We start from the raw sequence: 22,880 nt of genomic DNA on the forward strand, positions 1-22,880 counted from the left end.
CTCCTTAATCAATAGGGATAAGGCTTGATTCTCATTCCTGTCCTTTCAATGTCCATTTTTACATGAACATTTACGTTTGCTTGTGAAAACAGCTCCTTCCAACGGTGCTTTGATTCATTCCATTTCCGAATATGAGTATAGTGCAGGATTTCTCCAAATCCGAACACATCACTCTTCACTTTTTGAGCTGCCTTGATCCCATCTTTTATTTCCTTTTCCAATTCCCTTTCTGCTTTATGTTCATATTCTTTCACCACTTTACGATTACTTATATCCTTGTTACATAACAGCTCAACTATAGAACCTGAAACATTTGCGTTAATCGTGATAACGGCTTGATTATTCTTTATGTCTACGTTTGAATGACTTTTTAAGCGATTAACAAGGATATTGTTATACCTTTTTTCATCACAGTGAATCCTCACGTTGGTTTGTTCAATCTTATTTTGAATGATCTGAATTGACTTTGTCTTTTTTCCATCCAACCATCCTACAAGTTTTCCTTTCCCAAACATGGCGACCCCATTAAGAAATACGTATGCCTTATGCATATTTTCTAAATTGGCTTTTGTCGTACCCTTTTCCTTGTCCCCATTTATACTAATACCATTTATAGCAGGTTCTGAGCCAATGTTAGATAGATCTTCAATCACTTGATAAATTTTCGTTTCACCATATTCCCCGGTGTTTTTAGAGGCATTCTTCAATTTACCTATGATCGTTCTAACGGGGACTTTATCATTTGAAGGAAGTATATCCATTGTGGTTTTTACATTTTCATCCCTTGCAATAAGGACAGGGACATTCACACGGACTCCTGCATCCCGCTCGAACACATCAAATATAAAGTTTAAACTTTCCTTCTTAGCTAATTGTTCGCCGAGGATTACTACCTGAATGTGAGAATATATATTCTGCCGTGAGAATAGTCTAGATGTATTGTAAGCAGCTTCAGAAAGAGTTTTTCCAGTAGTGATAAAGCTGGTAACCGGTGTAGCACCTGAACCCGTGGCTTGGGCAGCATTTTCACTTGGATTAATGGCTTGGTAAATCACCTGATATGTTTTTTTAGCTGGAATATAATCGATCCCTAGTCCAACCACAATGGCTATTTCATTTAGTTCTTTGTAATTAGAGCATCCTGAGAGGATACTAAATAAGAAAATGATGATAAAACATAATTTATTTCTCACTCGAATCACCCTCTTCAATCTTCCTCATTCGCACTTCGTTCTTTTTATTTGCGGGAGATGGTCTATTTACCAAGCTATGTATAGAAAAATGGAACAAAGCATCCTTTTGCTCGTTAAGCCGAAACGGGGCGAAGGGAGCAAGATAGGGTTCTCCAAACGAGCGCAGCCCGCACATATGCATGCCAATGATAAGTGAAGCAATTAAAACACCATACAACCCTGCATAGGAAGCAATAATTAAAAACAGAAATCGAAGAATTCGTGCAGTAACCCCAATATTGTAGTTTGGAAGTGCGAAACTAGCTATTGCCGTTATCGAAACAATAATGACCATTGCTGCGGAAACAAAACCTGCTTGTACTGCGGCTTGGCCGAGGATAAGAGCACCTACGATTGATAGGGCTGGACCAACAGCTCTTGGCATACGAATTCCCGCTTCCCTTAATACTTCAAAGGTCATCTCCATGATGAAAGCTTCTATTACGGCAGGAAACGGAACTGCCTCTCTTTGTGCAGCGATACTGACTAGTAAAACCGTAGGAACAAGTGCCTGATGGTGTGTAATCATTGCCACATATAAACCAGGTGCATAAAGAGCTAAGAAGAAAGCCCCTAGCCGTAATATCCTTAAAAAGCTCCCGATGTACTGATTCTGGTAATAATCTTCGGGAGACTGGAAGAATTGTGTAAAGGTAACAGGAACGATAAGAACATAAGGAGTTCCGGCGATAAAAATGGCGACCCGTCCTTCAAGTAAATTTCCCACCACAACATCTGGACGTTCGGTATTTTGTACCGTTGGGAAAGGGGAATGCTTCTCGTCTTTAATGAAGCTTTCTATATAAGCGGATTCAAGAATGCCATCTATTTTGATTTTTTGCAGACGCTGCCTAACTTCATTTACAATAGATTCTTGTGCAATGTTCTTGATATACATGATTTCAACTGGGGTTTGTGTTACTTCGCCAATTTTCATCGATTCAAGACGTAAATTCGGACTTTGGACACGAGCTCGAACCAAGGAAGTGTTGGTACGTAGACTTTCTGTAAAGGCGTCTTTTGGACCCCGAATAACCGTTTGAGTTGTTGGCTCTGTGATACCGCGCGATTGAAATTCTTTTGTATCATAAATGAGAACTGTAGTATCACCATGTATTAAAATGGCAGTGTTCCCAAATACGATTTCCGACAAGATATCACTTAAAGTGTTTTTCACCTTTATATTTGAGATGGTAATCGTTTGTTCCAAATCTTCCTTTATAGACCTGGTAGACAGGGCGGCTTTGCATGTTAAAAGAGGTTCAATAATATGTTCATTTATATCTTGTACATTTGAAATTCCGTCTATATGAACGACTGCAAAAGCACACGGATCATCTTTATGTTTGATAAAACGAATCACCAAATCTGAAGCATTGCCTAAATGCTCTTTAATTTGAGCAACATTTTCATTAAGATTTTTCTTTAGAAGGTCATTGGAAGATATTGAATTTTTCACGTTTTCATCCTGTTTAGGCCGAAATTTTTTCCACATGAATGATCTTCCACCTCCTGCTTCAGATTTGTTTTATTTTTACCAAATAACTCTAATTTATGTAAATTGTACTTTTTGTATTAGAAGACGTAGCCAAGAAAAAATGCCACAATTAAAGATTGTGGCATTGATTAATCTATCCAATTAACTTCTCCCATTCATCAAAGGATAATTTTTCTGAAAGATTACTGAACTCATGAGGAACGTCAATAAAACACATAAGCTCCAGGCTATTTCCATCAGGGTCTTGAAAATAAACGGAAGCGTTTCCCTGGTTGGGTCGAATAAAGGGCTCTACCGATTCTCGTTTTCCAAATGGTACTGGCTGGATATTATTGGCCTTTAACCAGTTTAAAGATTTTTTAAGGTCAGCATATTCAACCCTGAACGCTATATGCCGTAATGAAGGATGGTAGGTTGTTTGATATTCTTTCCCCTCCCATAAGCCTATCCAGCTCCTTCCCTCCTCGATCCAAAAAAACGCTGTATCCTTATTTCTCCATGCAAGCTTTACGCCAAATTTTGATAGAAGTCGATCGAGACCTCCAAACTTTTGACTGGCAAGTGGGCTTCATATAATCCTTTTATCATTTATTTTCCTCCTCAGTTTGTTTCATTAATCTTATTATAGTTTTGCATATGCCTTATTTCTTGCGTAAATGGGTTGAAATAACATACATCATTAGTCTTAGAATCTACTGAGTTTGTTGCGCCACTTTTCCGTCTTTCCAGGGCTATTTATCTGAATTTTTAGTATAATAATAGTGTTATTATTGATTTTCCTCTTTTGTCCTCGCACTGAGTGATTCTAAAAATTTATTTCCTTCTATATTAATAAGAAACTATGGGGGTATATGAATGAAAAAATGGAAGCTCGCTTTCCTATTAATCGCCGGATTAATTGTCATTTTTATAATTGTAACCGCCTTCAACACATTAACAGTCAAATCCAGACAGCCGAAACCACACCCAACCAAAGTATCCATCAATGAAAAAGAAGCCGTCAACCATTTGTCTCAAGCCGTAACCTACAAAACAGTATCGTATCAAGAACGCAGTAAGATTGATTTTAGAGAATATGATAAGTTTATCGCTTTTTTACAGAAAAGCTTTCCAACGGTTTATAAACAGCTTGATTTTGAAAAAGTGAATGATTATGGTCTCGTGTATAAATGGGAAGGCACCGATTCTAGTAAACATCCCATTGGCCTAACGAGCCATTATGACGTCGTCCCTATTTTAAAAGGAACAGAAAATAATTGGGAGCAGCCGCCTTTTAGCGGCACCGTTGAGAACGGATTGATCTGGGGACGGGGAACTTTAGATGATAAAATTGGCATTGTCGGGATTTTACAGGCAGTAGAATATCTATTAGATCAAGGATTCAAACCGAATCGAGATATGTATTTCATGTTTGGCTTTGATGAAGAGATTGGCGGGGACGAAGGCGCCAGCAAGATCGTTAGCACTCTCAAGCAAAGAGGAATTCAGTTTGAGTTTGTTTTAGATGAAGGCGGTGCGATTGTTGAGAACATGGTTCCCGGGGTTAAAGCGCCCGTGGGTGTCGTTGGTATTTCTGAAAAAGGTTCCGCGTCTGCGAAATTATCGATTCAGGGCAGCGGTGGCCATTCATCCCAGCCGAAGGACCACACCAATATTGGCCGAATTGCGAGTGCCATTTCAAAATTAGAAGATACCCAGTTTAAGGGTGCGCTTAGGGGTCCAGGAAATGATTTATTTGAGTTCGTTGCCCCGGAAATGAATTTCGGGATGAAATATGTGTTTGCAAACAAAGTGATTTTCAAGCCGCTCATTGAGAAAATTTTACTGCAGCAGCCGGCATCTGCCGCCTTAATCAGAACCACGATCGCCCCGACCATTTTCCAGGCGGGCGAGCAATATAATGCCTTGCCTGAACAAGCATCCGCTATTATTAACCTCCGCCTAATGCCTGGCGATTCGTTAGCGGATGTGGAAAGGTTCATTGAAGAAACAATTGACGATGCGGATATTAAAGTGACGGTCGAAGGCAGTGAAGCTTCCAAGGTATCCTCTGTGAACAGCTGGCAATTTAGAACCGTTCAACAATCAGCACGAAATGTTTTTAATCATGCTGTCGTGGCGCCATACTTAATGTTTGCCGGATCAGACGCAAGACAATATGACCCCATTTCGAAAAATACGTACCGCTTCTTACCTGTTCAAATCACTTCCAAGGATTTAAACAGGATGCATGGAACTAACGAACGTGTCAGCATCAAAAACTATCTAAATGCGATTAAGTTTTATGCGGAAGTTATCAAAGAATCGAATAAATAAACAATTAAATGTTTAGCACTCCATGGCCAGAGTATTTTCGGCAAAATGGGGTGCTTTTGGTATTTTAGTATTATTTGGTACGGTTCATTATACTTCGGCAATATGTTTTTTTTATGCAGAAAAATATTTCAACGTTATACGGCAGTTATATTGGCAATTGGAGACCACTGAAAATTTCTAGTTTCAAGGTTTCATACGGCTGGTATCTTCTTTTTTCCTTTGTATCATAAAATAAACAAATAGATATTCCGCCCTGGTGACCACTATTCAAATAGGCAATCATACGACCATTTTAGAGAATAAACATACTGCCCTTTTGTAAGCTGTTGTTCGCGGTTCCCCTCTGCCATCCAAAGTTGATGGTTACGAATGAAGGCAGCCTTAAGCGGCACTTCAGCAGAAGCGATTGGTATAAAAGTAAGACAGCTTAAGATACAGATTAAAAAAATCCTGAAACCCATGACCATCCCTCCTTATAATAGGATGTCCGAATTTTAGGACAATGATATCGATATTTCTAACAAATCGGTTCGAGGCGCATTAACTTTTACATTTGTAAGCCATCTTTCTTATGATCTGCTCATGTTGAGGATACTCCTTTAATAACTCCTCCTGGTTAAACAACTCAAAGTCTTCAAAATCGAACCCTGGCGAAACCATACAACCCACTAATGAGAAGGTTTCCTCTGCCATTACGGATGAACCAAAAATGGTGTTTTTAGGTACTAATACTTGAGGGACCTCCCCATTTTCAAGATTTAAACCTATATACATTTCTTTATATTCTCCACTCTCATCAATCATGTGGATTGTTAGTGGACTTCCGCCATGATAATACCAAAGTTCATCCGATTTTAGCCGATGAAAATGAGATATATCATGGGACTGTAGTAAAAAATAAATACTTGTGAAAAGTTTACGCTGATTACCATTGCTTGAAATTATGGCATCCGACTGGAATGTGCTTTTATAATATCCGCCTTCAGGATGCGGACTAAGACCAAGGTTTGTGATCCAAGATTGTGCCGTCTTTTTGTCCATGCCAGTTTCCTTTCTATAATTAACCAATCTACTTTTTATTATAAAGATGAAAAAAATTCAAATCAAATAATCAGTTATTTCTTGCCTCTAAAATGTTACAAAACATTCATTCTTTTCTTACAAAATCACTCATTTTTTTTATATCATTAATTTATGGTTTATTAAAAAAAGAGAGGACGTGAGCTATGCCTTTTAAATCCAGAACTGAACCAGAGAAATTAAAGATTTTAAGAGTTTTAAACTCACGAATGAACCTAACAGCAGATGAGCAGAAATATTATTTAAATCTTGAAAAAGGATATGAAGGTGAAGTTCAGTTTGATTTATTGACGGAGAAGCTTCAAAGTGACTGCTTGATATTAAACGATCTTCTGCTCGAGGTTAACAACACAAAATTCCAAATTGATACCTTGATTATTTATCAAGAAACCACTTACCTTTTCGAGGTGAAAAATTATGAAGGCGATTTTTATTTTGACCATGACATTCTCCAAACAATCTCGGGAAAGGAGATTAAGAATCCGCTAGACCAACTGAAACGAAGCAACTCCCTGCTCCGCCAGCTACTGCAAAATCTAGGATTTAATATTAACGTTGAAGCATACGTGATTTTCATTAACCACGAGTTTACTTTATATCAAACCCCATTAAACCTCCCTATTATTTTTCCGACACAGCTAAATCGCTTTTTGAAAAAATTAGACACGAAGCCATCACGTTTGAATAGCGTTCATAAGAAGCTTGCTGACAAACTAGTTTCATTGCATCAAACTGAATCACCTCCCTATTCACGCTTGCCCCCCTATGACTATAATCTGTTAAAAAAGGGCAATACGTGCAAAGATTGTCACTCATTTTCGATGTTTGTCGGGGGACATAAAATAGTGTGTAGTGAATGTGGGTGCGAAGAATTGGTTGCAACTGCCGTTATACGCAGTGTGGAGGAATTAAAGCTTCTATTTCCAGATCGAAAAATAACAACAAATGGCGTTTATGACTGGTGCAGAGTGGTTGAGTCCAAAAAGAGGATTAGCAGGATTCTTGTAGAGAACTATAAAGTGAATGGTAGTTGTAAATGGACGTTTTTTGAGTGAATAAATAGACTGTGGAGGTCTTCTATTAGACATTTCGATTACTCCGTTGCTAGGTTTTGTCCAATAGAGGGCTTCTATTAGACATTTTGATCACTCGGTTACTAGGTTTTGTCCAAGAGAGGGCTTCTATTAGACATTTTGATCACTCGGTTACTAGGTTTTGTCCAAGAGAGGGCTTCTATTAGACATTTTGATCACTCCGTTGCTAGGTTTTGTCCAATAGAGGGCTTCTATTAGACATTTTGATCACTCCGTTGCAGGGTTTTGTCCAATAGCCTTCTTCTATTAGACATTTTGATCACTCGGTTGCTAGGTTTTGTCCAATAGAGCCATTCTATTAGACATTTTGATCACTTGGTTGCTAGGTTTTGTCCAATAGAGGGCTTCTATTAGACATTTCGATCACTCGGTTGCCAAGTTTTGTCCAATAGTGCCATGGAGATGATGATAAAAAAGCGTCAGGCACCACCTTTGTCCTTTTGTGGTGCCTGGCGCCAACTCAATTTAATATCCGACCAGTTCCCCCAGTTTTCGAATTCCCTCAACAATTTCTTTCTCATCAGCATAACTGAACGAAAGTCGGAGGAACTCGGCTCCATCCTTTTGATCCAAGAAAAAGTATTTCCCTGGAACATAGGAAACACCTTCAGAAAGAGCCTGTGTTAATAATAACGACGTATCGACACCAGGAATTTTCACCCATACAAAGTAACCTCCTTCTGGAACATACCATGAAACGGATTCTGGAAGGGATTGTTCCAGCGAACGGATTAAGGTCGCACATTTAGCACTATAAACATCTTTTAAAATGATAAGCCGTTTCTCAAGATCCGTATTCTCTAGATATACGGCCATTGTGGATTGGGCGAATGGATGATCTAAATCTTTTTTAAACCACGATAATGCTGTGATGAATTCACTTGCTCCTGCTATCCATCCAATCCGCATTCCTGGCGCAACTACCTTGGATAATGAACCAACATGCAGAACCCGTCCGCCTTTATCTATTGCTTTTAGTGGAACCGGATTTTCATTAAACGATAACTCTCCATATGCGTCATCCTCTAAAATGAGGAAATCAAACTCTTCAGAAAGCTCTATCAAATGCTTGCGACGCTCTGCTGCCATGGTCGTCCCTGTTGGATTTTGAAAGGTTGGGATGGTATATAGAATCCGTGGCAGGGGAAGACCTTCGCGTTTTCTTTCAGCCAGCACTTCTTCAAGCTGATCCGTTCGCAGCCCCTGGTCATCAACAGGTATAGCAATAATCTGCTTCGTATAGTTTTGAAAAATCTCTAAAGCCTCCATATAAGTGGGAGATTCGACGGCCACTACTGCATTTTCATCCAGGAATATTCGGGCAATCAGATCAATCGCCTGGCAAGCGCCTGAAGTGATCAACAGCTCAGAATCCAGAACGTTCATACCACGTTCTGCCAATCTTTTGAGGATTTGCTGCTGTAGTCCTTCAATTCGTGGACTGCCGATATAATGGAGGGGCAAATCGTGCTCCTCATTAACAAGAGTAGCGACTGCTTTCTTTATTTCAGCAGCAGGAACAAGCGCAGGATCCGGATATCCTGAGCTCAAGCGGATACAGCCCTCTGGAAGGTTGGGCATCCATGCCCCCGGCGGATCATTCTTAAGTGCCGTTTTAATATGTTCGGAAAAAAAAGATTCAACGTTCAATTTGACCATCCACCTTTCCGTCAAACAAATCAAGTTTGATTATAGTTACTCCCTTAAATCGATTTTAAACTCTCTTCCCTGATGAGTGACAACAATTCCTCTTTATATTTTGCAAATTCGACTCTCCCTTTTACACTGTACTCCCGTGGCCGCTCTAACCCAATTGGAACCTTTTTCTTTAATCGCCCAGGTCTGGCAGTCATCACATAGACAGAATCTGCTAGAAAAATAGATTCATCCACATCGTGCGTGATAAAAAGAATCGTTTTTTTAGACTCATCCCATGCCTTTAACAACACTTCCTGCATGATGTTTCTAGTTTGAGCATCCAATGCGCCAAATGGTTCGTCCATTAAAAGAATCTTAGGGTCGTTGGCCAAAGCACGTGCAATGGCAACACGTTGTTTCATACCGCCAGATAATTGGATGGGATAATGTTTTTCAAAGCCTTCCAAACCAATTAATTGCAAGTAATGCCGTGCGACATCATTTCGTTCCTTTTGAGATGCACCATTTAATTTTAAACCAAACGTAATATTTTCCTTAACGGTTAACCATGGATATAACGTATACGATTGAAATACCATGCCGCGATCAGGTCCAGGACCATTGATGACCTCTCCATCCAACAGCACTTGTCCTGATGTAGCTTCTTCTAAGCCCGCGACAATTCGAAGAACGGTCGACTTTCCGCATCCAGAAGGCCCAGGATCGTGACAAACTCACCTTCGTTTATCGTAAAGGAAGTTTTTTCCAATGCCGTTGTTTCACCACTTTTTGTTTTAAAAACCTTTCCAACCTCTCTTATTTCCAGTTTCGCCGTTCCCGCATTTTTTTCAACCGTAGTGACCATCTTTATAAACCACCCTTTCTCATCCATGAAAACGAAGCGCGATAAATGGCTTTAAAGACCATATCTGTAATGAGCCCTAGTAATCCGATGGTTATAATGCCGACAATGATTTTATCTGGCTGCAAGAAACGGGATGCCTGCATGATCATATAACCTAAACCACTGGAAGCTCCGACAATTTCTGCAACCACTAAGTACGTCCAAGCCCAGCCAAAGGTTATTCTTAGTGTATCGACAATTCCAGGTAAGGACGCTGGCAGAATTACTTTTGTAAATACTTGAAGCTTTTTCGCTCCTAATGTATAGGAGACCTCAATTAACTCATTTTGAACATTTTTGGTTACATCCATGATCATGAGGGTCAGCTGGAAGAAGGTCCCTAGGAAAATAACGCTCATTTTCTCTGGCTCTCCAAGACCTATCCATAAAATTAATAATGGAATAAAGGCTGAAGCTGGCATATACCGGATGAATCCGATAATTGGTTCAAATGCGCCTTCCATGATTTTCAATGAGCCCATCAATATTCCTAATGGAATCCCAATTAGTGCGGCTACAAGAAATCCAACCAGCACCCTTGTAAAACTAATGCCAATATCAGAAAGAAGTTCTCCATGAAATAATAAATCAACAGCCGAAATTAATACTGCAGTCGGTGTCGGCAAAAATAACGGATTCACGATTCCGCCATAGCTTAGGACGGACCAAATGGCAAGAAATAAAATAAACGTTACCAATCCTGCCGAGGTAAAAAGACCTTTTGATATTTCTTTATTTGGCGTAAACAATTTTGCTAGCATTAAACCCACCCATTCTTTCAATCTTTTAAAAGAGCCTAACATATGAGGAATACCACCGTCTCATATGTTAGGCTCTGAAATTAATCAACAAGGTTCACGATTATTGGAAGCTAGGGTTAATAATATCTTCCGCTTTTGGTTCTTCTGTAATGATTTTTTGCTCTTTGTAAAACTTAATCGCATTTTCTGTTGATTGATAGATTGAACCTTTGTTGCTTTCTGTTCCAAATAATTGTTTGTTATCGTCTTTTGTGTAAAACTTCAAGCCGTCTTCTGTTGCCACGAATTCTTTTGTATCAATTTTAAGACCTTTTGCCATGATTTTATCCGCTTCATCTTTATGCTCTTTCCAGTACTTCATCGCTTCGCCCATTGCCTTCACAAATGCTTTCACATCATCTGGGCGGTTCTTAATAACGTCTTCTTTAAAACTAATCGTATCGACAATAATTCCAGGTAAATCTTTTGTCGTTAATAAGATTTTTCCGTTTGCTTGTGATCCTTTTGATAACCAAGGCTCCCACGTAACAGCTGCATCTACTTTACCAGCTGCAAATGCTGCACCCGCATCACCTGCAGACATTTGGACAACTTCCACGTCTTTTTCCGTTAAACCACCTTGCTTTAACGCTGTTAAAGCAAGCATATGGCTAGTTGAACCAACTTCAAATGCCATTGTTTTTCCTTTTAAGTCTTTGATATCATTAATTCCTTTTTTAACAAGAATTCCATCGCCACCATGTGAATCATCCAATACCCAAACAACATTAACCGGAATTTTAGAAGCAGCTAACGTAACCTGAACATCCAAAGCCGTTGCCATCCCATCAATTTTTCCACTTGCTAACGCTTGTTTTCGTTCTGCTAAGCCTTCCACAATCGAAAGGTCTACATCGATGCCATTCTTTTTGAAAAATCCTTTTTCTTTTGCTAAAAATAATGGGCCATACCCTGTCCAGGTAGGAAGTGTTACTTTCAAAGGCTCAGACGACTTTTTTGTACTGCCAGATGATTGTTCTTTTCCACAAGCAGCCATTGCAAATACTAACAAAAAGGAACAAATAATAACTAACCACTTTTTCACAGATAAATCCCCCTATTTTATGTATATATTAATTAACTATTAATATCTCATTTCGAATTTGTAATGTTTGATAAAACTGGCTCCCTTTCCTGTATATGCATAAATATAAACACCACTTTATAAATATAGATATTTATCTTTTTTATGTCAATATAGTTTGAAAATATTTTATAATCGAATTTTTCTTACCATTATTATTATTACCTTTAAAAAAGACAAGGAATCTATAATCATTTCAACCCCATTCTTGCCAAAAGACGCTTCCGATGGAAGCGTCTTTTTCATTTTTCCTTAACTAGTCTGAATGAGCGCCGCTTTCAGACTAGCTCTCAAGCTTTTTGTCATTGTAGTCCTTTACCAGCGTTTCAAAATTAAAGCTTGAACCATCAATAATTAAATCAAGAGCATGTCCTATATCAAGTGCAATTCGTTTTGTTGAATTGGCAAGTTGCGGAGCTAAGATTGTGGCAGGGATACCAGCAGATAAAATGGCTATTTGCCATTCATCATTTGCTATGAGGGTTTGGTAAGCCTTTTCTAATTCTTCGATATTATTCAAGCCAACTGTTCCAACAACAGAAACGCCCTTCGCTTTAAAAATGGGCTCCGCTTGAGAGGCTCTTCGCCCAACAATGATTACTTTTTGCTTTTTTAATATTCTCCAAAATAATTCTTTTTCATGGATTTCGTAGTTTATGAATGCTGAACATAGGCTTGTTGGTATACTATTAATATTTTTAAAAATAGGGATCGATTTTTCTGCACCGGTTTTGTCCTCCCAGCTCGGCAATACACCGCACGTGGTAGCTGTTTTCCAAGCCTCTATGAGCTGAGGTTTTATTTCACCGGCAGGTTTTGTTATCCCGGCATAATCACGATAATATTCCATCAAATAAGAAAAATAAGGATTTGTATCCCATGAAAGTTCTGCTATTTCCCCATGGCCAAAACGGGCTAGACTATAAGGCTGTTTATTGTCAACTGCCGCTTTAATCATCTCTAATACTTCATCTGTTGTTAAAATGTTTTTTTCATATTCGTAATCATCGAACCAACTAGTGGACTCCATTTTATCCTCCTTTCTTTTTTTAGTGTTTCAACTACATTTCCATTAAACGCTTTAGCCCTACTTGTTCTTCTAGCCATTCTTCACCGGGAATGAAATGGTGCTTTATTGATATTAGTGTCTCCATTCCTTGCCCAATATCAAATGCTACTCTTCCTTTTTTTTCTGCAATGTATGGTGCAAGAATCACTGCATTGGTTCCAGCAGCAAGCAAGCAAAGATCAAATTCACAGGAATCAATTTCTTTCTTTACTCTTGGAATATCATCAAACTGTTGGATTTTTATCATACCAACTACTTCAAACCCTAATTCTTCTTTTAAGTCTTTCTCCATTCCCTGTTTAACTTCTTCAGCATAGTTACAGATAATAAGAATTTTCCTGTTTTTAAGCATTTGATAAAATTTTTCCCGTTGGGAATACATAATGACACGTCTTATATACGCTTCATATACAAACCTTGGATGGATATTATAGTAGTTAAATACCTTTTGGGTTAAATCTCCTGAATTGGTAACATTCATATTCATCCCAATAATATCCGCTTTTTTTACAGCTTCTACTGCCATATCACGTGCCTTGATATTTGGAAAGGTTAAACCGCGATGGAAATGTCCCCTCAAGGTTTGAGCGTTCGCATTCGCTACGGCCGCCTCTGGGTCTTCCATAAATTCCTCTTCAGAAAAAATAGAATATTGGGCCATGACAAAGGATTCTGTATAGCCGACTGAAATAACAGAGAGAGGTTGGTTATTGTCAAGTGCATCGATTATTTCATCCATAAGCTCACTACTGTTAAGCTGCGTAAATTGATTCACTTTTTCCCTCCTCTCCGAAATTCAGATTGAATTTTCATTGAAATCTTCTACTAATCTATCAAAATCAAACTTTGAGCCATCGATGATAACGTCTAAAGCATGACCAAAATCAATTACGACATGATTGGTCGAGTTCGCTAGTCTTTCAGCTAAAATAGTCGCAGGCACTCCAGCTGCTAAAATCGCTAAATCCCATTGGTCTTTTTTACTCTCAAGCTGTTTTTGAACCGAAAGTATTTGATCAATACCCTCTAATTTTAAAGTCTCAACAATGTTAACCCCTCTGTTTTGAAAAACAGGTTCTGCTTCTTTCGCTCTACGGCCTACTAATACAACATTTACTGTTTTTAATAGCTCCCAAAACTCATCACTTTTTGACATAGGATGGGTAATAAAAGGAGAACAAATATATTTCGGCATATAATTTAAAGATGTTAGCAGCCTTACAGTTTCATTGTGAAAGTAGTCATGTTCTTCCTTTGACAATAGTCCAATAACTTTGGTTGACTTTAAGGATCGAATCACAAGCTCTTTGATTCTTTTAGGATTACCTGTTGCACCATTGTATGTCGCGCAATAATCTAATCCCTCCTGATAGTGCATGGAAGAGGCCATAGAGCATAATAAATTTCTGCGTGTCCATATCGAGATAATGAAAAGGGTTTTCCCTCTTTTAAAGCTTGTTTTATGAACTGCATTACTTGTGATAAATCAATATAACGATTTTCATATTCAAAATTAGGTTTATCCAATTTCATCACCTCTCATACTCATTATTTCCCTGCATAAGAGCTATTGGAATGGCCGGATCTGGAATCTGATAGCCAGCAGGTGTAGTACATGAGTATTTTTTTAAAATATCCGACTGATTCAAACCACCAATATTCATATCAGTAGTGAACGGAGTTAATTCACATTTTCTATCTAATAGTTTGTAATAAAGATCTAGTGTTTGATCGACCATTTTTTCATGACTCCAAGCCTTTAGCCCGAAAACTTTTGCATTGAAGGCTAAATTCTCTCTAAGTGAGACATCTTCTAGGACCATTTTCAAATTCTGAAATAATTGTTTACTATCATTAACTGGGGATAATAACCCTGTTTTTCCATGAACGATCATTTCCGGAATTCCACCAGCATCCGTTGAAATAATCGGTTTTCCTGCTATCTGAGCTTCAATAATGGCAAACGGTAAGTTTTCTAATAAACTTGGAAGTACAAAAATGTCTGCTTTCCTTAATAAGGATGGGACATCTTGTCTATTTCCTAAAAAAAGTACATCATTTTGCAAATTAAGGTTTTTTGTTTTTGTTTCAAGAACTTCTCTGAAGTTATCCCATATATATTGATCACCAATAATCCAACAAACCCAATCTTCTCGTGTTTCTTTTAGCTCTTTAAGAGCTTCAAGTAATACTAATTGCCCTTTTTCATAAACAAGTCTTGCAGCACAGGCAATCACCTTTTTCCCACTTGGAGGAGATATATTTGGATCGGATTTTTGTTTTAACTGGAAATCTTCAATATCAATCCCATAAGGTATAACTGTTAAATCAGAATAAATGGAGTAGTGAGCCATTTCGTCCTTTAGCCATTGGGAAGGGAGAATGTTCATATCACAGGAATTTGGTCCTAAATGTTCTAATTCAGAAACATATTTAAAGCGGAGCGTTTTATGAATAACTGGATTCTCTTCCATGTCAGATAAAAAAATTTCTTTGAGAAGCGATGAATTGATGGTGCAAATTAAAGGCGTGTTTTGAGGCTTTACTCGAGAAAGCGCTCTTGCTGTAAGAACATCTTGCGCATGAATAATATCGTATTGCGTTAAGTCCAGGTTAAAAGCAGAAATTTCAAAGCAGTAACGTACAGCTTCTTTTCGAATAATCCAATCCTCTACTCTAGGAATGCCAAGTTTGAAAAAGAATTGTTTTAAATCTGTATAGATGCCTTTTTCTATGTGACCCGTTTCAAAAAATTCTCCTTTTTTCATAAGATAATAACCATCTAAATTGGGATGATGAGCTAAGATCTCAACATAATGGCCTCTTTCCTCCAACCCTCTTCTAAGTTGATTAACATAGGTCCATACTCCACCAACTAAAGGAAGATACGAACCATATGCTAGTAAAATTTTCATAGTAGCCTCCCTTCTATTTTCCTTTATAGCTTATGTTCAATTAATCTTTTGGGAATGGACAATCGTATAGTTATTCCAAATTCCACATTAATCTATGAAGAAATCTTTATAGCTTTCTCATTACTGGTTATAAAAAGCCGGCAATGCCCATGCATGTACCAAAAAGCTGCATACAATATTTATAAATATGAGAAAGGAAGTGTAGGCGTGGAGAAAGTAACAATCCTCATTCCCTTTTATAACAGGGATGGACTCCTTCAAGAAACTTTAGATACCGTTCTGAACCAAACCTACCAGCATTGGAAGGTAATTCTAATTGACGATGCCTCCACAGACTCAACTGTCACCTCCATTACACCTTATTTATCCAATCCACGGATAAAACTAATTCAAAATCCTGTAAATCTTGGTAAATCTAAAAGCCTTAATAAAGCTTTAGAAATCGTAGACACTCCTTATATATTAGAATTGGATAGCGATGATTGGCTGTTTCCTTTTTCTATTGATGTTCTTTTAGCTGAGGCTGAAAGGCAGCCTGAAAAAGTAGCAGTAATATGTGGAAATATTATTGGAGTGATCGAGGATCAAAAAGGAAAAGTAATAGCGAATAAAGCTTATTATGGAAAACCATTTGTAGATAAATACGACTTTATTCTTTCTAATAGAGTGCTTTGGCCTAGGTTTTATCGGACTTCTGCACTGAAAAAGGTTGGAGGATGGCCAACGAATACTCCTGATGAAGGAAGAAGCGGAATAGATGACTTGGGTGTACTATTGAAACTGGTTGAATATTATTCTTTTTATTGGATTAATGAATTTTTATTAAAGGTTAGAATGCATCCGGATAGTCTTTCATTTAGTCATATTCCACAAATTAATAATGTAAAAGAATGGCTGGTCAGAAATGCATTAAAACGTTGGGGAGGTCACTTTGAACCGGTTTTTACCGTTGATGAAGATGGTTGGAAGTATGTCACTGAGTTAATTCCTAAAGAGGACGATTTAAGTGAAAGAGAGTGAAGGAGTTATGCCTAAACCACAAGTAACAGTATTGATTCCTTTCTATAACACAGGTACCTATATATGTGATGCCATTGAAAGCGTCTTTCAGCAAACCTATCAAGATTGGAAATTGATTTTAATTGATGATGGATCTTTGGATAATACGATTACCCTGGTCGAAAAATACTTACATGATCCTCGAGTTACTTTGATTAAAAATTTTAATAATCTTGGTCAATCAAAAACATTGAATATCGGTTTATCCATTACAGATACTCCATGGGTCATTACACTTGATAGTGATGACTGGTTTTATCCCCATACATTATTAGATTTAGTAAACGCATCCCAGAGCGTCCCTAATAATACGGGTGTTATTCATGGCAACTTAACAGCCTGCTTTGAGGAGTACGGAAAAATAGTACGAAAAACCAATGTTACAGGACATCAGGTTACCGACCGATATCAATTTATTCTGAGCTATAAGGGAATCTGTCCACGATTTTACCGAACTTCAGCACTTAAAGAAGTTGGCGGATTTCCATTTGATGATCCTTATGATGGAAGACATATTGAAGATTTACCCGTTCTCCTCAAACTAATCGAAAAGTATCAATTCCATTATGTCGATAAATATCTATATCATTATCGGCAACATGTAGGAATGGAAACAAATAATCGAAAAATCGTAACAGATAAAATGAAATGGGTGATAAAGGAAGCGCTAGTAAGATGGGGCGACGAGTATGAGCCTATTTTTGAAACAATTGAAGACGATTGGATTAAGGTGAAGGAATTGAAAAAAAAATAAAAGTGGTTACTGGCGAGGCCACTGAAAATCTGCCGATTTTATTTTATATAAAGGCTATTTTCTAAAAGATTGTTGTTTTTAGTAGTAGTTGATTTCCGCTTCAGGATGCTCGCTTTCCGCGGGGTGGGCGGTGAGCCTCCTCGTCGCTGAAGCGACTGCGGGGTCTCACCTGTCCCTCTGCTCCCGCAGGAGTCTCGCACCTTCCGCTCCAATCAACTTCTTTATCAACCATCTGATTGACTCTAAATAGCAACAAAGTTTACGAAAACAGCCTATATAAAAAATGGGCAATAAAAAAAGTCGATTTCCATTCCATATATTTGGGAATGAAATCGGCTTTTTTATGTACATCTACATTGAATTACTCCATTTTATCAAGGAGCTTTATTATTCTTTTCACGTTTACAGGTACTATGGCCATGGCTCCTTGTAACTCCATGCCAATAAGACCCGAGGATGTCACCACATCGTACCCGTGTCTGTGCTTTAATTCGCTATTCTTCGCTTCGATTTTGTAGCGCTCTTTTGATTTCTCTTTAAAGTACTCGCTTTCTTGGAATTTCTCTTGATCCGTATGGATATGATTAACGATGTCCACATCCGATAAATCATGAATGGTTTTTAATAGTAAATATTTAAACATTCGGATAGGATTGATGGCATTTCGGCCATTATCCGTGCAATATTTATCTTTCAATTCATCATAAACAAAAGAAAAATCAACTAGGTTATCCAGTTTCCTCAAGAGATGATCTTCGTGAAATATTAGGTTATAGAGATCGAGATAAGGACTGAAGACCATTGATTGTTGATTATTAATCATCGTGAGCCCAACGCAAAAAAAGTATACCTTTATTATAAAACACAAGTATGTTCAAGGGATATTGTTGTTGTAACTAATTCTGTTGATGGGAGCGGAAGGCACTAGACTCCTGCGGGATCAGCGGTGCAGGAGAGACCCCGCAAGCGCTTTAAGCGCTGAGGAGGCTCTCCGACCGCCCCGCGGAAAGCGAGTGCCTGGAGCGGAAATCAACAGGACAATATTCATGATACTTAAACAAAAAATGGCAGAAGCTCTCAATGAACTGAGGGTTCTGCCTTATTTGTCTATTGAGGACTTTTTCAGTGGCCTCTACTGGTCACGCTTTTTTTTCTTATGAAAAGAAATAGTTATAGGTTTGCACTAATCCTTGTTCGAGGGTAGTGATTGGCTTCCAACCTAGCAATTCAAATGCTTTTCTATTGTCCAATCTACTATAAAGAATATCCCCACTGCGTGAAGGAGAATAGTGTGGTGTTGGCAGTGAGCTACTTACCTTTCCAAACAAGGAATAAAGTTCATTAATACTCGTTTTTGTATTGGTACCGATATTTATTGTTTCATTCTTCCCTTTTTGTAATGCTAATACATTTGCTTCTGCCACATCTTTTACATAAACAAAATCCCTTGTTTGGTGACCATCTCCAAAAATAACGAATGGTTCCTGATTCATAAGCTTTTCAAAAAAAATCGAAACCACTCCTCCCTCTCCCTTTGGAGTCTGCCGTGGTCCATATACATTTGCGTATCTTAAGATGGTGTATGGTAAGCCAAATTGTTCATTAAATAGTTTAATATAAACCTCTGGAGTGTATTTTGACATTCCATAAAAAGAAATTGGTTTTATAGGAAATAATTCCTGTATAGATACGTCACCTGTTTCACCATAGACGGAACAGGAAGAAGCATAAATGAATTTTTTCACCTTGTATTTTTTACAAGTCTCTAAAATCAAAATCGTTCCCATGATATTACTAAGTGCATCTACACTTGGTTGTTTGATCGATTTAGATACATCCACTTGGGCTGCCTGATGAATAACCATATCAGGAAGTTCCTTTTTAAAAATATTATCGATAGAGTCCGAAGAAATATCTACCTCATAAAAAGTAACCTCTGGAGGTAAAAACGCTTTGTTTCCAGTACTAAGATTATCTATTACAACCGTTTCATAACCTTTTTCTACAAGAACATCAACAATGTGGGAGCCAATAAAACCGGCTCCACCTGTTACTAGTACCTTCATCCATCATCACGACCATGTTTAAGGTCCTGTCTATACCACTCTATTGTTCGCAATAATCCATCCTCTAGCTTTACAGTAGGATGATAGTTTAGGGTTTGTTTTGCCTTTGAGATATTAGGGACTCTTTTCTGCATGTCTTCATAGCCTTGTCCATATGCTTCTGAATAGGGGAAATAAGTGATTTCAGATGAAGAGTGGCTTAGTGATTTAATCTTTAAAGCTAGTTCATTTATAGTAGTGACCTGATCAATCCCAATATTGAATACTTGCTGATTTGCTTTAGGATCTAAGCAAGCTATGGTCCCTTTAACTGTGTCTTCAATAAAAGTAAAACAACGGGACTGTTCTCCGTCTCCATATATGGTAATAGGCTCGTTTTTTAATGCCGCCTTAATAAACTTTGGAATCACTTGACCATACTGTGTGCCATTTTGACGAGGTCCATAAGCATTAAAATAACGAACAACTGTAACGGGCAATCCTTTATCCCCATAGGCAAAACATAAATGCTCATCTAGGGCTTTTGCAGTAGCATAACACCAACGATGTGTATTGGTTGATCCCAATACCCGATTTGAAAAGTCTTCAGAAAACGGTAATTGTTCATTTTTTCCATATACCTCTGATGTAGAGGCAAAAATAACTTTTGTTTTTCTAGGAAAAGCCAGTTCTAAAACATTTCGAGTTGCATCGATATTCCCTTCAATCACTTTTAACGGATGATCCACTGTGTTTTTGACTCCTAAAACGGCAGCCATATGAAAAATAACATCACAATTTTCCATGAGTTCATTTAATAAGGATCTATCTAATGCAGATCCATGTACAAATACATGATTATGATGATGGATAATTTGATTTAAATATCCTTTTTTCCCTGTAGAAAGATCATCTAACGTGATGACGGTATGACCTTGTTTAAGCAGCTCTTCGACAAGGTGAGAACCAATGAATCCAGCACCACCGGTAACAAGAATCCTCATGATTCCCCACCTCCAAGGCGAAAAACCTTGGCATTGCCTTTAAAATTTCTTGTTACATTTCGCGTATCATAGACTAACTTGGAATGGTCAAGAATCATTTGAACTGGAAGGGCAGAGTGGTCCGTTAAAATAGCAACAAGGTCAGATTTCGAAAGTATTTCTACATTTAGATTAACACTTTGTATTCTTTCTCCTGCAGCAACAACTTCACTGATAAACGGGTCATGGAAAGATACTTTTGCTCCTTTATCAGTTAGTGAGTGAAGTATAAATAATGCTGGTGATTCTCTGTAATCATCAATATCCTTCTTATATGCTATGCCATATAATAAAATGGCTTTATTTTGCAAATCCCCACCTAAAAATGTCTCAATTTGAGAAATGACATATTTTTCTATAATGTGATTGATTTCATCAGCTAAATGGATAAACTTATTATCTACATTGGCTCTTGTCCCTTTCCAGGCAAGATAAAGAGGGTCGACTGGAATACAATGACCTCCAATGCCAGGACCTGGGTAGAACGGTACAAATCCATATGGCTTCGTACTTGCCGCTTCTATGGATTCCCATAAATCAATACCTAGCTGGTCGCACATGATGGCTAATTCATTAATAAATGAGATATTGATAAATCTGTAGGAGTTTTCGAGAAGCTTCGTAAATTCTGCAACCTCAGGAGTTGAAACTAATACGACCTGATCAAATACTTGATTATAGAAGTCAAATACAGTCTGTTTACATTGTGGTGAAACGCCGCTAACAATCTTAGGGATTTTGTCCACTTCTTTAAACTGTTTATTTCCCGGATCAATCCGTTCGGGAGAATAGGCTAAAAAAAAGTCTCTGCCAGCCTTCAAGTTGCTTTTTTCTAAGATTGGCTGAAGGACCTCTTTTGTTGTTCCTGGGTAGGTTGAACTTTCAAGGATAACCAGCTGATCTTTTTGTAATAATGAAGCCAGTGTCATACTTACACTTTGTAAATAACTTAAATCAGGCGTGCCATAGTCAGTTAATGGAGTTGGAACACAGATAACGATAACTTCTGCCTTTTTTACTGCTTCATAATCAGTTGTAGCAGTAAAAAATCCTTCATTTAAAGCTTTTTGAATTTCATCATCCTGTACATCTGGAAGATAGCTTTGTCCATTGTTTAACATTTTCACTTTCTCTTCAACAAGATCCAAACCAATCACATTCATTTTCTTTTTCGCAAATAACAATGCAAGAGGTAATCCAACATATCCTAAACCAATCACGCATATTACTTTAGAAGAATAAGGTTCATTTTCTTTTTCCATCCAAATTGCTCCTTTCTATCATAGCTCATGTATCGTATGAGTTTAAAAGAGAGCTTGTATGGGATGATAAACTATATCATCAAAAAAAACATTTTCATCTGCTTATTAATTTTTTGGAGGGACCATAATTGATTTCAGTTGTAGCCTGCACAAACAGGGAATGGTTTTTAAAAAACATCATTTCCAATTTTCAAAAACAAACGATAAGAAACAAAGAATTATTGATCATCCTTCATTCTTTAAAAATAGATGTATTAAAGGTGAGAGAGGTTTTAGAAAAAACAACATTAGATTATTCTTTGCTGCATTTTTCCGAAGAGATGACTTTGGGAGAATGTTTAAATAAAGGTGGCCAGTTAGCAAAATATGATTTCATTGCAAAAATGGATGATGATGACTATTACGGGGCCAACTATTTAAGTGAAGCATTCGATGCTCTTACTCAAACGAATGCCATGATGGTTGGCAAAGCATCCTTTTATATATATTTTAAGCAGCAACAAGAACTACGATTATTCAACCCAAATCGGGAGAATTTATGGATTAAGAAAAACAGCAGCAATCAATGCAGCTGTTTACTAAGCGGAGCAACATTATCATTTAAAAAAGAGCTTTTTAATACCGTCACCTTTCCTTCAATCAATCAAGGTGAAGACACTGTTTTTCAAAAATCATGTTTAGAAAATGGTATAAAAATCCTTTCACTATCAAAAAACGATTATGCATATTTCAGATACAGCTTTCCTCATCATCATACCTCTGATGCCACCGACCACCTATTAAAAAGCCATAGTTTGTTTGTTTCAAAAACAGATAGTTTCGAAAACATCGTTAGTAAAACGTAAAAAAACGAAAAGATTACTCATTTCCTTACAACATGATGATTTTAATCTAATAATCTTTCAATCTGGGTCAAATTTTATTAGGCGTTTCCACCCATCTGAATTAGTTGAAAAGATGGGTTTATAAGGACTCTTCCATTTCTTTAAATTTTCTTTAATCATCCATTCCAATGCCTGACCATATACATCCAATTGATTGCTTTGATTATTTTTATGTTTTCTATGGTACAAAAGTGGGTAATTTA

Annotated in this window: 21 protein-coding genes and 3 pseudogenes; 5 read left to right on the forward strand and 19 right to left on the reverse strand. The window is 37.6% G+C overall.

Annotated elements, in window-relative coordinates:
- Positions 1-8 precede the first annotated feature (8 nt).
- The 3 genes and pseudogenes from RCG23_RS02455 to RCG23_RS02465 form a co-directional block, all read right to left on the reverse strand.
- Positions 9-1,193, reverse strand: a complete 1,185-nt coding sequence (locus RCG23_RS02455) for a Ger(x)C family spore germination protein (RefSeq protein ID WP_308178435.1) — start codon at positions 1,191-1,193, stop codon at positions 9-11.
- Positions 1,183-2,727, reverse strand: a complete 1,545-nt coding sequence (locus RCG23_RS02460; protein WP_308178436.1) for a spore germination protein — start codon at positions 2,725-2,727, stop codon at positions 1,183-1,185. The genes RCG23_RS02455 and RCG23_RS02460 overlap by 11 nt, the downstream gene beginning before the upstream one ends.
- 136 nt (positions 2,728-2,863) lie before the next feature.
- Positions 2,864-3,318, reverse strand: a pseudogene (locus RCG23_RS02465) (VOC family protein).
- A 267-nt stretch (positions 3,319-3,585) separates the two neighbouring features.
- On the opposite strand from RCG23_RS02465, the gene RCG23_RS02470 reads away from it, so the two are divergent.
- Complete coding sequence (locus tag RCG23_RS02470) at positions 3,586-5,046, forward strand: M20 family peptidase (protein ID WP_308178437.1); 1,461 nt, start codon at positions 3,586-3,588, stop codon at positions 5,044-5,046.
- 263 nt (positions 5,047-5,309) lie between these two features.
- Here the strand turns inward: RCG23_RS02470 and RCG23_RS02475 are convergent, their stop codons facing one another.
- Together RCG23_RS02475 and RCG23_RS02480 are read right to left on the reverse strand one after the other, a co-directional pair.
- Positions 5,310-5,507, reverse strand: coding sequence for a hypothetical protein (locus tag RCG23_RS02475; RefSeq protein ID WP_308178438.1), 198 nt, complete (start codon positions 5,505-5,507; stop codon positions 5,310-5,312).
- 79 nt (positions 5,508-5,586) lie between these two features.
- On the reverse strand, positions 5,587-6,087 hold the full coding sequence (locus tag RCG23_RS02480) for a cupin domain-containing protein (protein WP_308178439.1): 501 nt from the start codon (positions 6,085-6,087) through the stop codon (positions 5,587-5,589).
- A 185-nt stretch (positions 6,088-6,272) separates the two neighbouring features.
- Between RCG23_RS02480 and RCG23_RS02485 the strand changes: the two genes are divergently transcribed.
- On the forward strand, positions 6,273-7,181 hold the full coding sequence (locus RCG23_RS02485) for a nuclease-related domain-containing protein (RefSeq protein ID WP_308178440.1): 909 nt from the start codon (positions 6,273-6,275) through the stop codon (positions 7,179-7,181).
- Between the two features lie 504 nt (positions 7,182-7,685).
- Here RCG23_RS02485 and RCG23_RS02490 read toward each other — a convergent pair.
- From RCG23_RS02490 to RCG23_RS02530, 9 genes are all read right to left on the reverse strand, one after another.
- Positions 7,686-8,870 (reverse strand): aminotransferase-like domain-containing protein, encoded by a 1,185-nt coding sequence (locus tag RCG23_RS02490; protein ID WP_308178441.1) that lies wholly within the window; start codon positions 8,868-8,870, stop codon positions 7,686-7,688.
- 53 nt (positions 8,871-8,923) lie between these two features.
- Positions 8,924-9,541, reverse strand: coding sequence for an ABC transporter ATP-binding protein (locus RCG23_RS02495; protein WP_308179949.1), 618 nt, complete (start codon positions 9,539-9,541; stop codon positions 8,924-8,926).
- Positions 9,526-9,723: a hypothetical protein gene (locus RCG23_RS02500; protein ID WP_308178442.1), complete on the reverse strand. Its 198-nt coding sequence runs from the start codon at positions 9,721-9,723 to the stop codon at positions 9,526-9,528. The genes RCG23_RS02495 and RCG23_RS02500 overlap by 16 nt, the downstream gene beginning before the upstream one ends.
- Before the next feature lie 2 nt (positions 9,724-9,725).
- A complete protein-coding gene (locus tag RCG23_RS02505) occupies positions 9,726-10,523 on the reverse strand; it encodes an ABC transporter permease (protein ID WP_308178443.1) in 798 nt (265 codons plus the stop codon).
- Positions 10,524-10,623: 100 nt separating this feature from the next.
- Positions 10,624-11,607 (reverse strand): ABC transporter substrate-binding protein, encoded by a 984-nt coding sequence (locus RCG23_RS02510; protein ID WP_308178444.1) that lies wholly within the window; start codon positions 11,605-11,607, stop codon positions 10,624-10,626.
- 322 nt (positions 11,608-11,929) lie between these two features.
- Positions 11,930-12,676 (reverse strand): GT-D fold domain-containing protein, encoded by a 747-nt coding sequence (locus RCG23_RS02515; RefSeq protein WP_308178445.1) that lies wholly within the window; start codon positions 12,674-12,676, stop codon positions 11,930-11,932.
- 31 nt (positions 12,677-12,707) lie between these two features.
- On the reverse strand, positions 12,708-13,490 hold the full coding sequence (locus RCG23_RS02520; protein ID WP_308178446.1) for a GT-D fold domain-containing glycosyltransferase: 783 nt from the start codon (positions 13,488-13,490) through the stop codon (positions 12,708-12,710).
- Positions 13,491-13,511: 21 nt separating this feature from the next.
- Entirely contained in the window at positions 13,512-14,093 is a 582-nt protein-coding gene (locus RCG23_RS02525) for a GT-D fold domain-containing protein (protein ID WP_308178447.1), read from the reverse strand.
- Between the two features lie 154 nt (positions 14,094-14,247).
- Positions 14,248-15,630, reverse strand: a complete 1,383-nt coding sequence (locus RCG23_RS02530) for a glycosyltransferase family 4 protein (protein WP_308178448.1) — start codon at positions 15,628-15,630, stop codon at positions 14,248-14,250.
- A gap of 207 nt (positions 15,631-15,837) precedes the next feature.
- Between RCG23_RS02530 and RCG23_RS02535 the strand changes: the two genes are divergently transcribed.
- Positions 15,838-16,650, forward strand: coding sequence for a glycosyltransferase family 2 protein (locus RCG23_RS02535; protein WP_308178449.1), 813 nt, complete (start codon positions 15,838-15,840; stop codon positions 16,648-16,650).
- On the forward strand, positions 16,637-17,443 hold the full coding sequence (locus tag RCG23_RS02540; RefSeq protein WP_308178450.1) for a glycosyltransferase family 2 protein: 807 nt from the start codon (positions 16,637-16,639) through the stop codon (positions 17,441-17,443). Before RCG23_RS02535 ends, RCG23_RS02540 begins: the two co-directional genes overlap by 14 nt.
- Before the next feature lie 361 nt (positions 17,444-17,804).
- On the opposite strand, the pseudogene RCG23_RS02545 reads toward RCG23_RS02540, so the two are convergent.
- The 5 genes and pseudogenes from RCG23_RS02545 to RCG23_RS02565 all read right to left on the reverse strand — a co-directional run.
- Positions 17,805-18,020 (reverse strand): annotated as a pseudogene (locus RCG23_RS02545) (transposase); the annotation flags it as partial.
- Positions 18,021-18,023: 3 nt separating this feature from the next.
- Positions 18,024-18,266, reverse strand: a pseudogene (locus RCG23_RS02550) (IS5/IS1182 family transposase); the annotation flags it as partial.
- A 331-nt stretch (positions 18,267-18,597) separates the two neighbouring features.
- Positions 18,598-19,509, reverse strand: a complete 912-nt coding sequence (locus RCG23_RS02555; RefSeq protein WP_308178451.1) for an NAD-dependent epimerase/dehydratase family protein — start codon at positions 19,507-19,509, stop codon at positions 18,598-18,600.
- Positions 19,506-20,492, reverse strand: a complete 987-nt coding sequence (locus tag RCG23_RS02560) for an NAD-dependent epimerase/dehydratase family protein (RefSeq protein ID WP_308178452.1) — start codon at positions 20,490-20,492, stop codon at positions 19,506-19,508. The genes RCG23_RS02555 and RCG23_RS02560 overlap by 4 nt, the downstream gene beginning before the upstream one ends.
- Complete coding sequence (locus tag RCG23_RS02565) at positions 20,489-21,793, reverse strand: nucleotide sugar dehydrogenase (RefSeq protein WP_308178453.1); 1,305 nt, start codon at positions 21,791-21,793, stop codon at positions 20,489-20,491. The genes RCG23_RS02560 and RCG23_RS02565 overlap by 4 nt, the downstream gene beginning before the upstream one ends.
- A gap of 128 nt (positions 21,794-21,921) precedes the next feature.
- Between RCG23_RS02565 and RCG23_RS02570 the strand changes: the two genes are divergently transcribed.
- Positions 21,922-22,638, forward strand: a complete 717-nt coding sequence (locus tag RCG23_RS02570) for a glycosyltransferase family 2 protein (protein WP_308178454.1) — start codon at positions 21,922-21,924, stop codon at positions 22,636-22,638.
- Positions 22,639-22,880: the final 242 nt, after the last annotated feature.

The sequence above is a fragment of the Neobacillus sp. PS3-34 genome, from assembly GCF_030915465.1.
Lineage (GTDB): Bacteria > Bacillota > Bacilli > Bacillales > Cytobacillaceae > Neobacillus_A.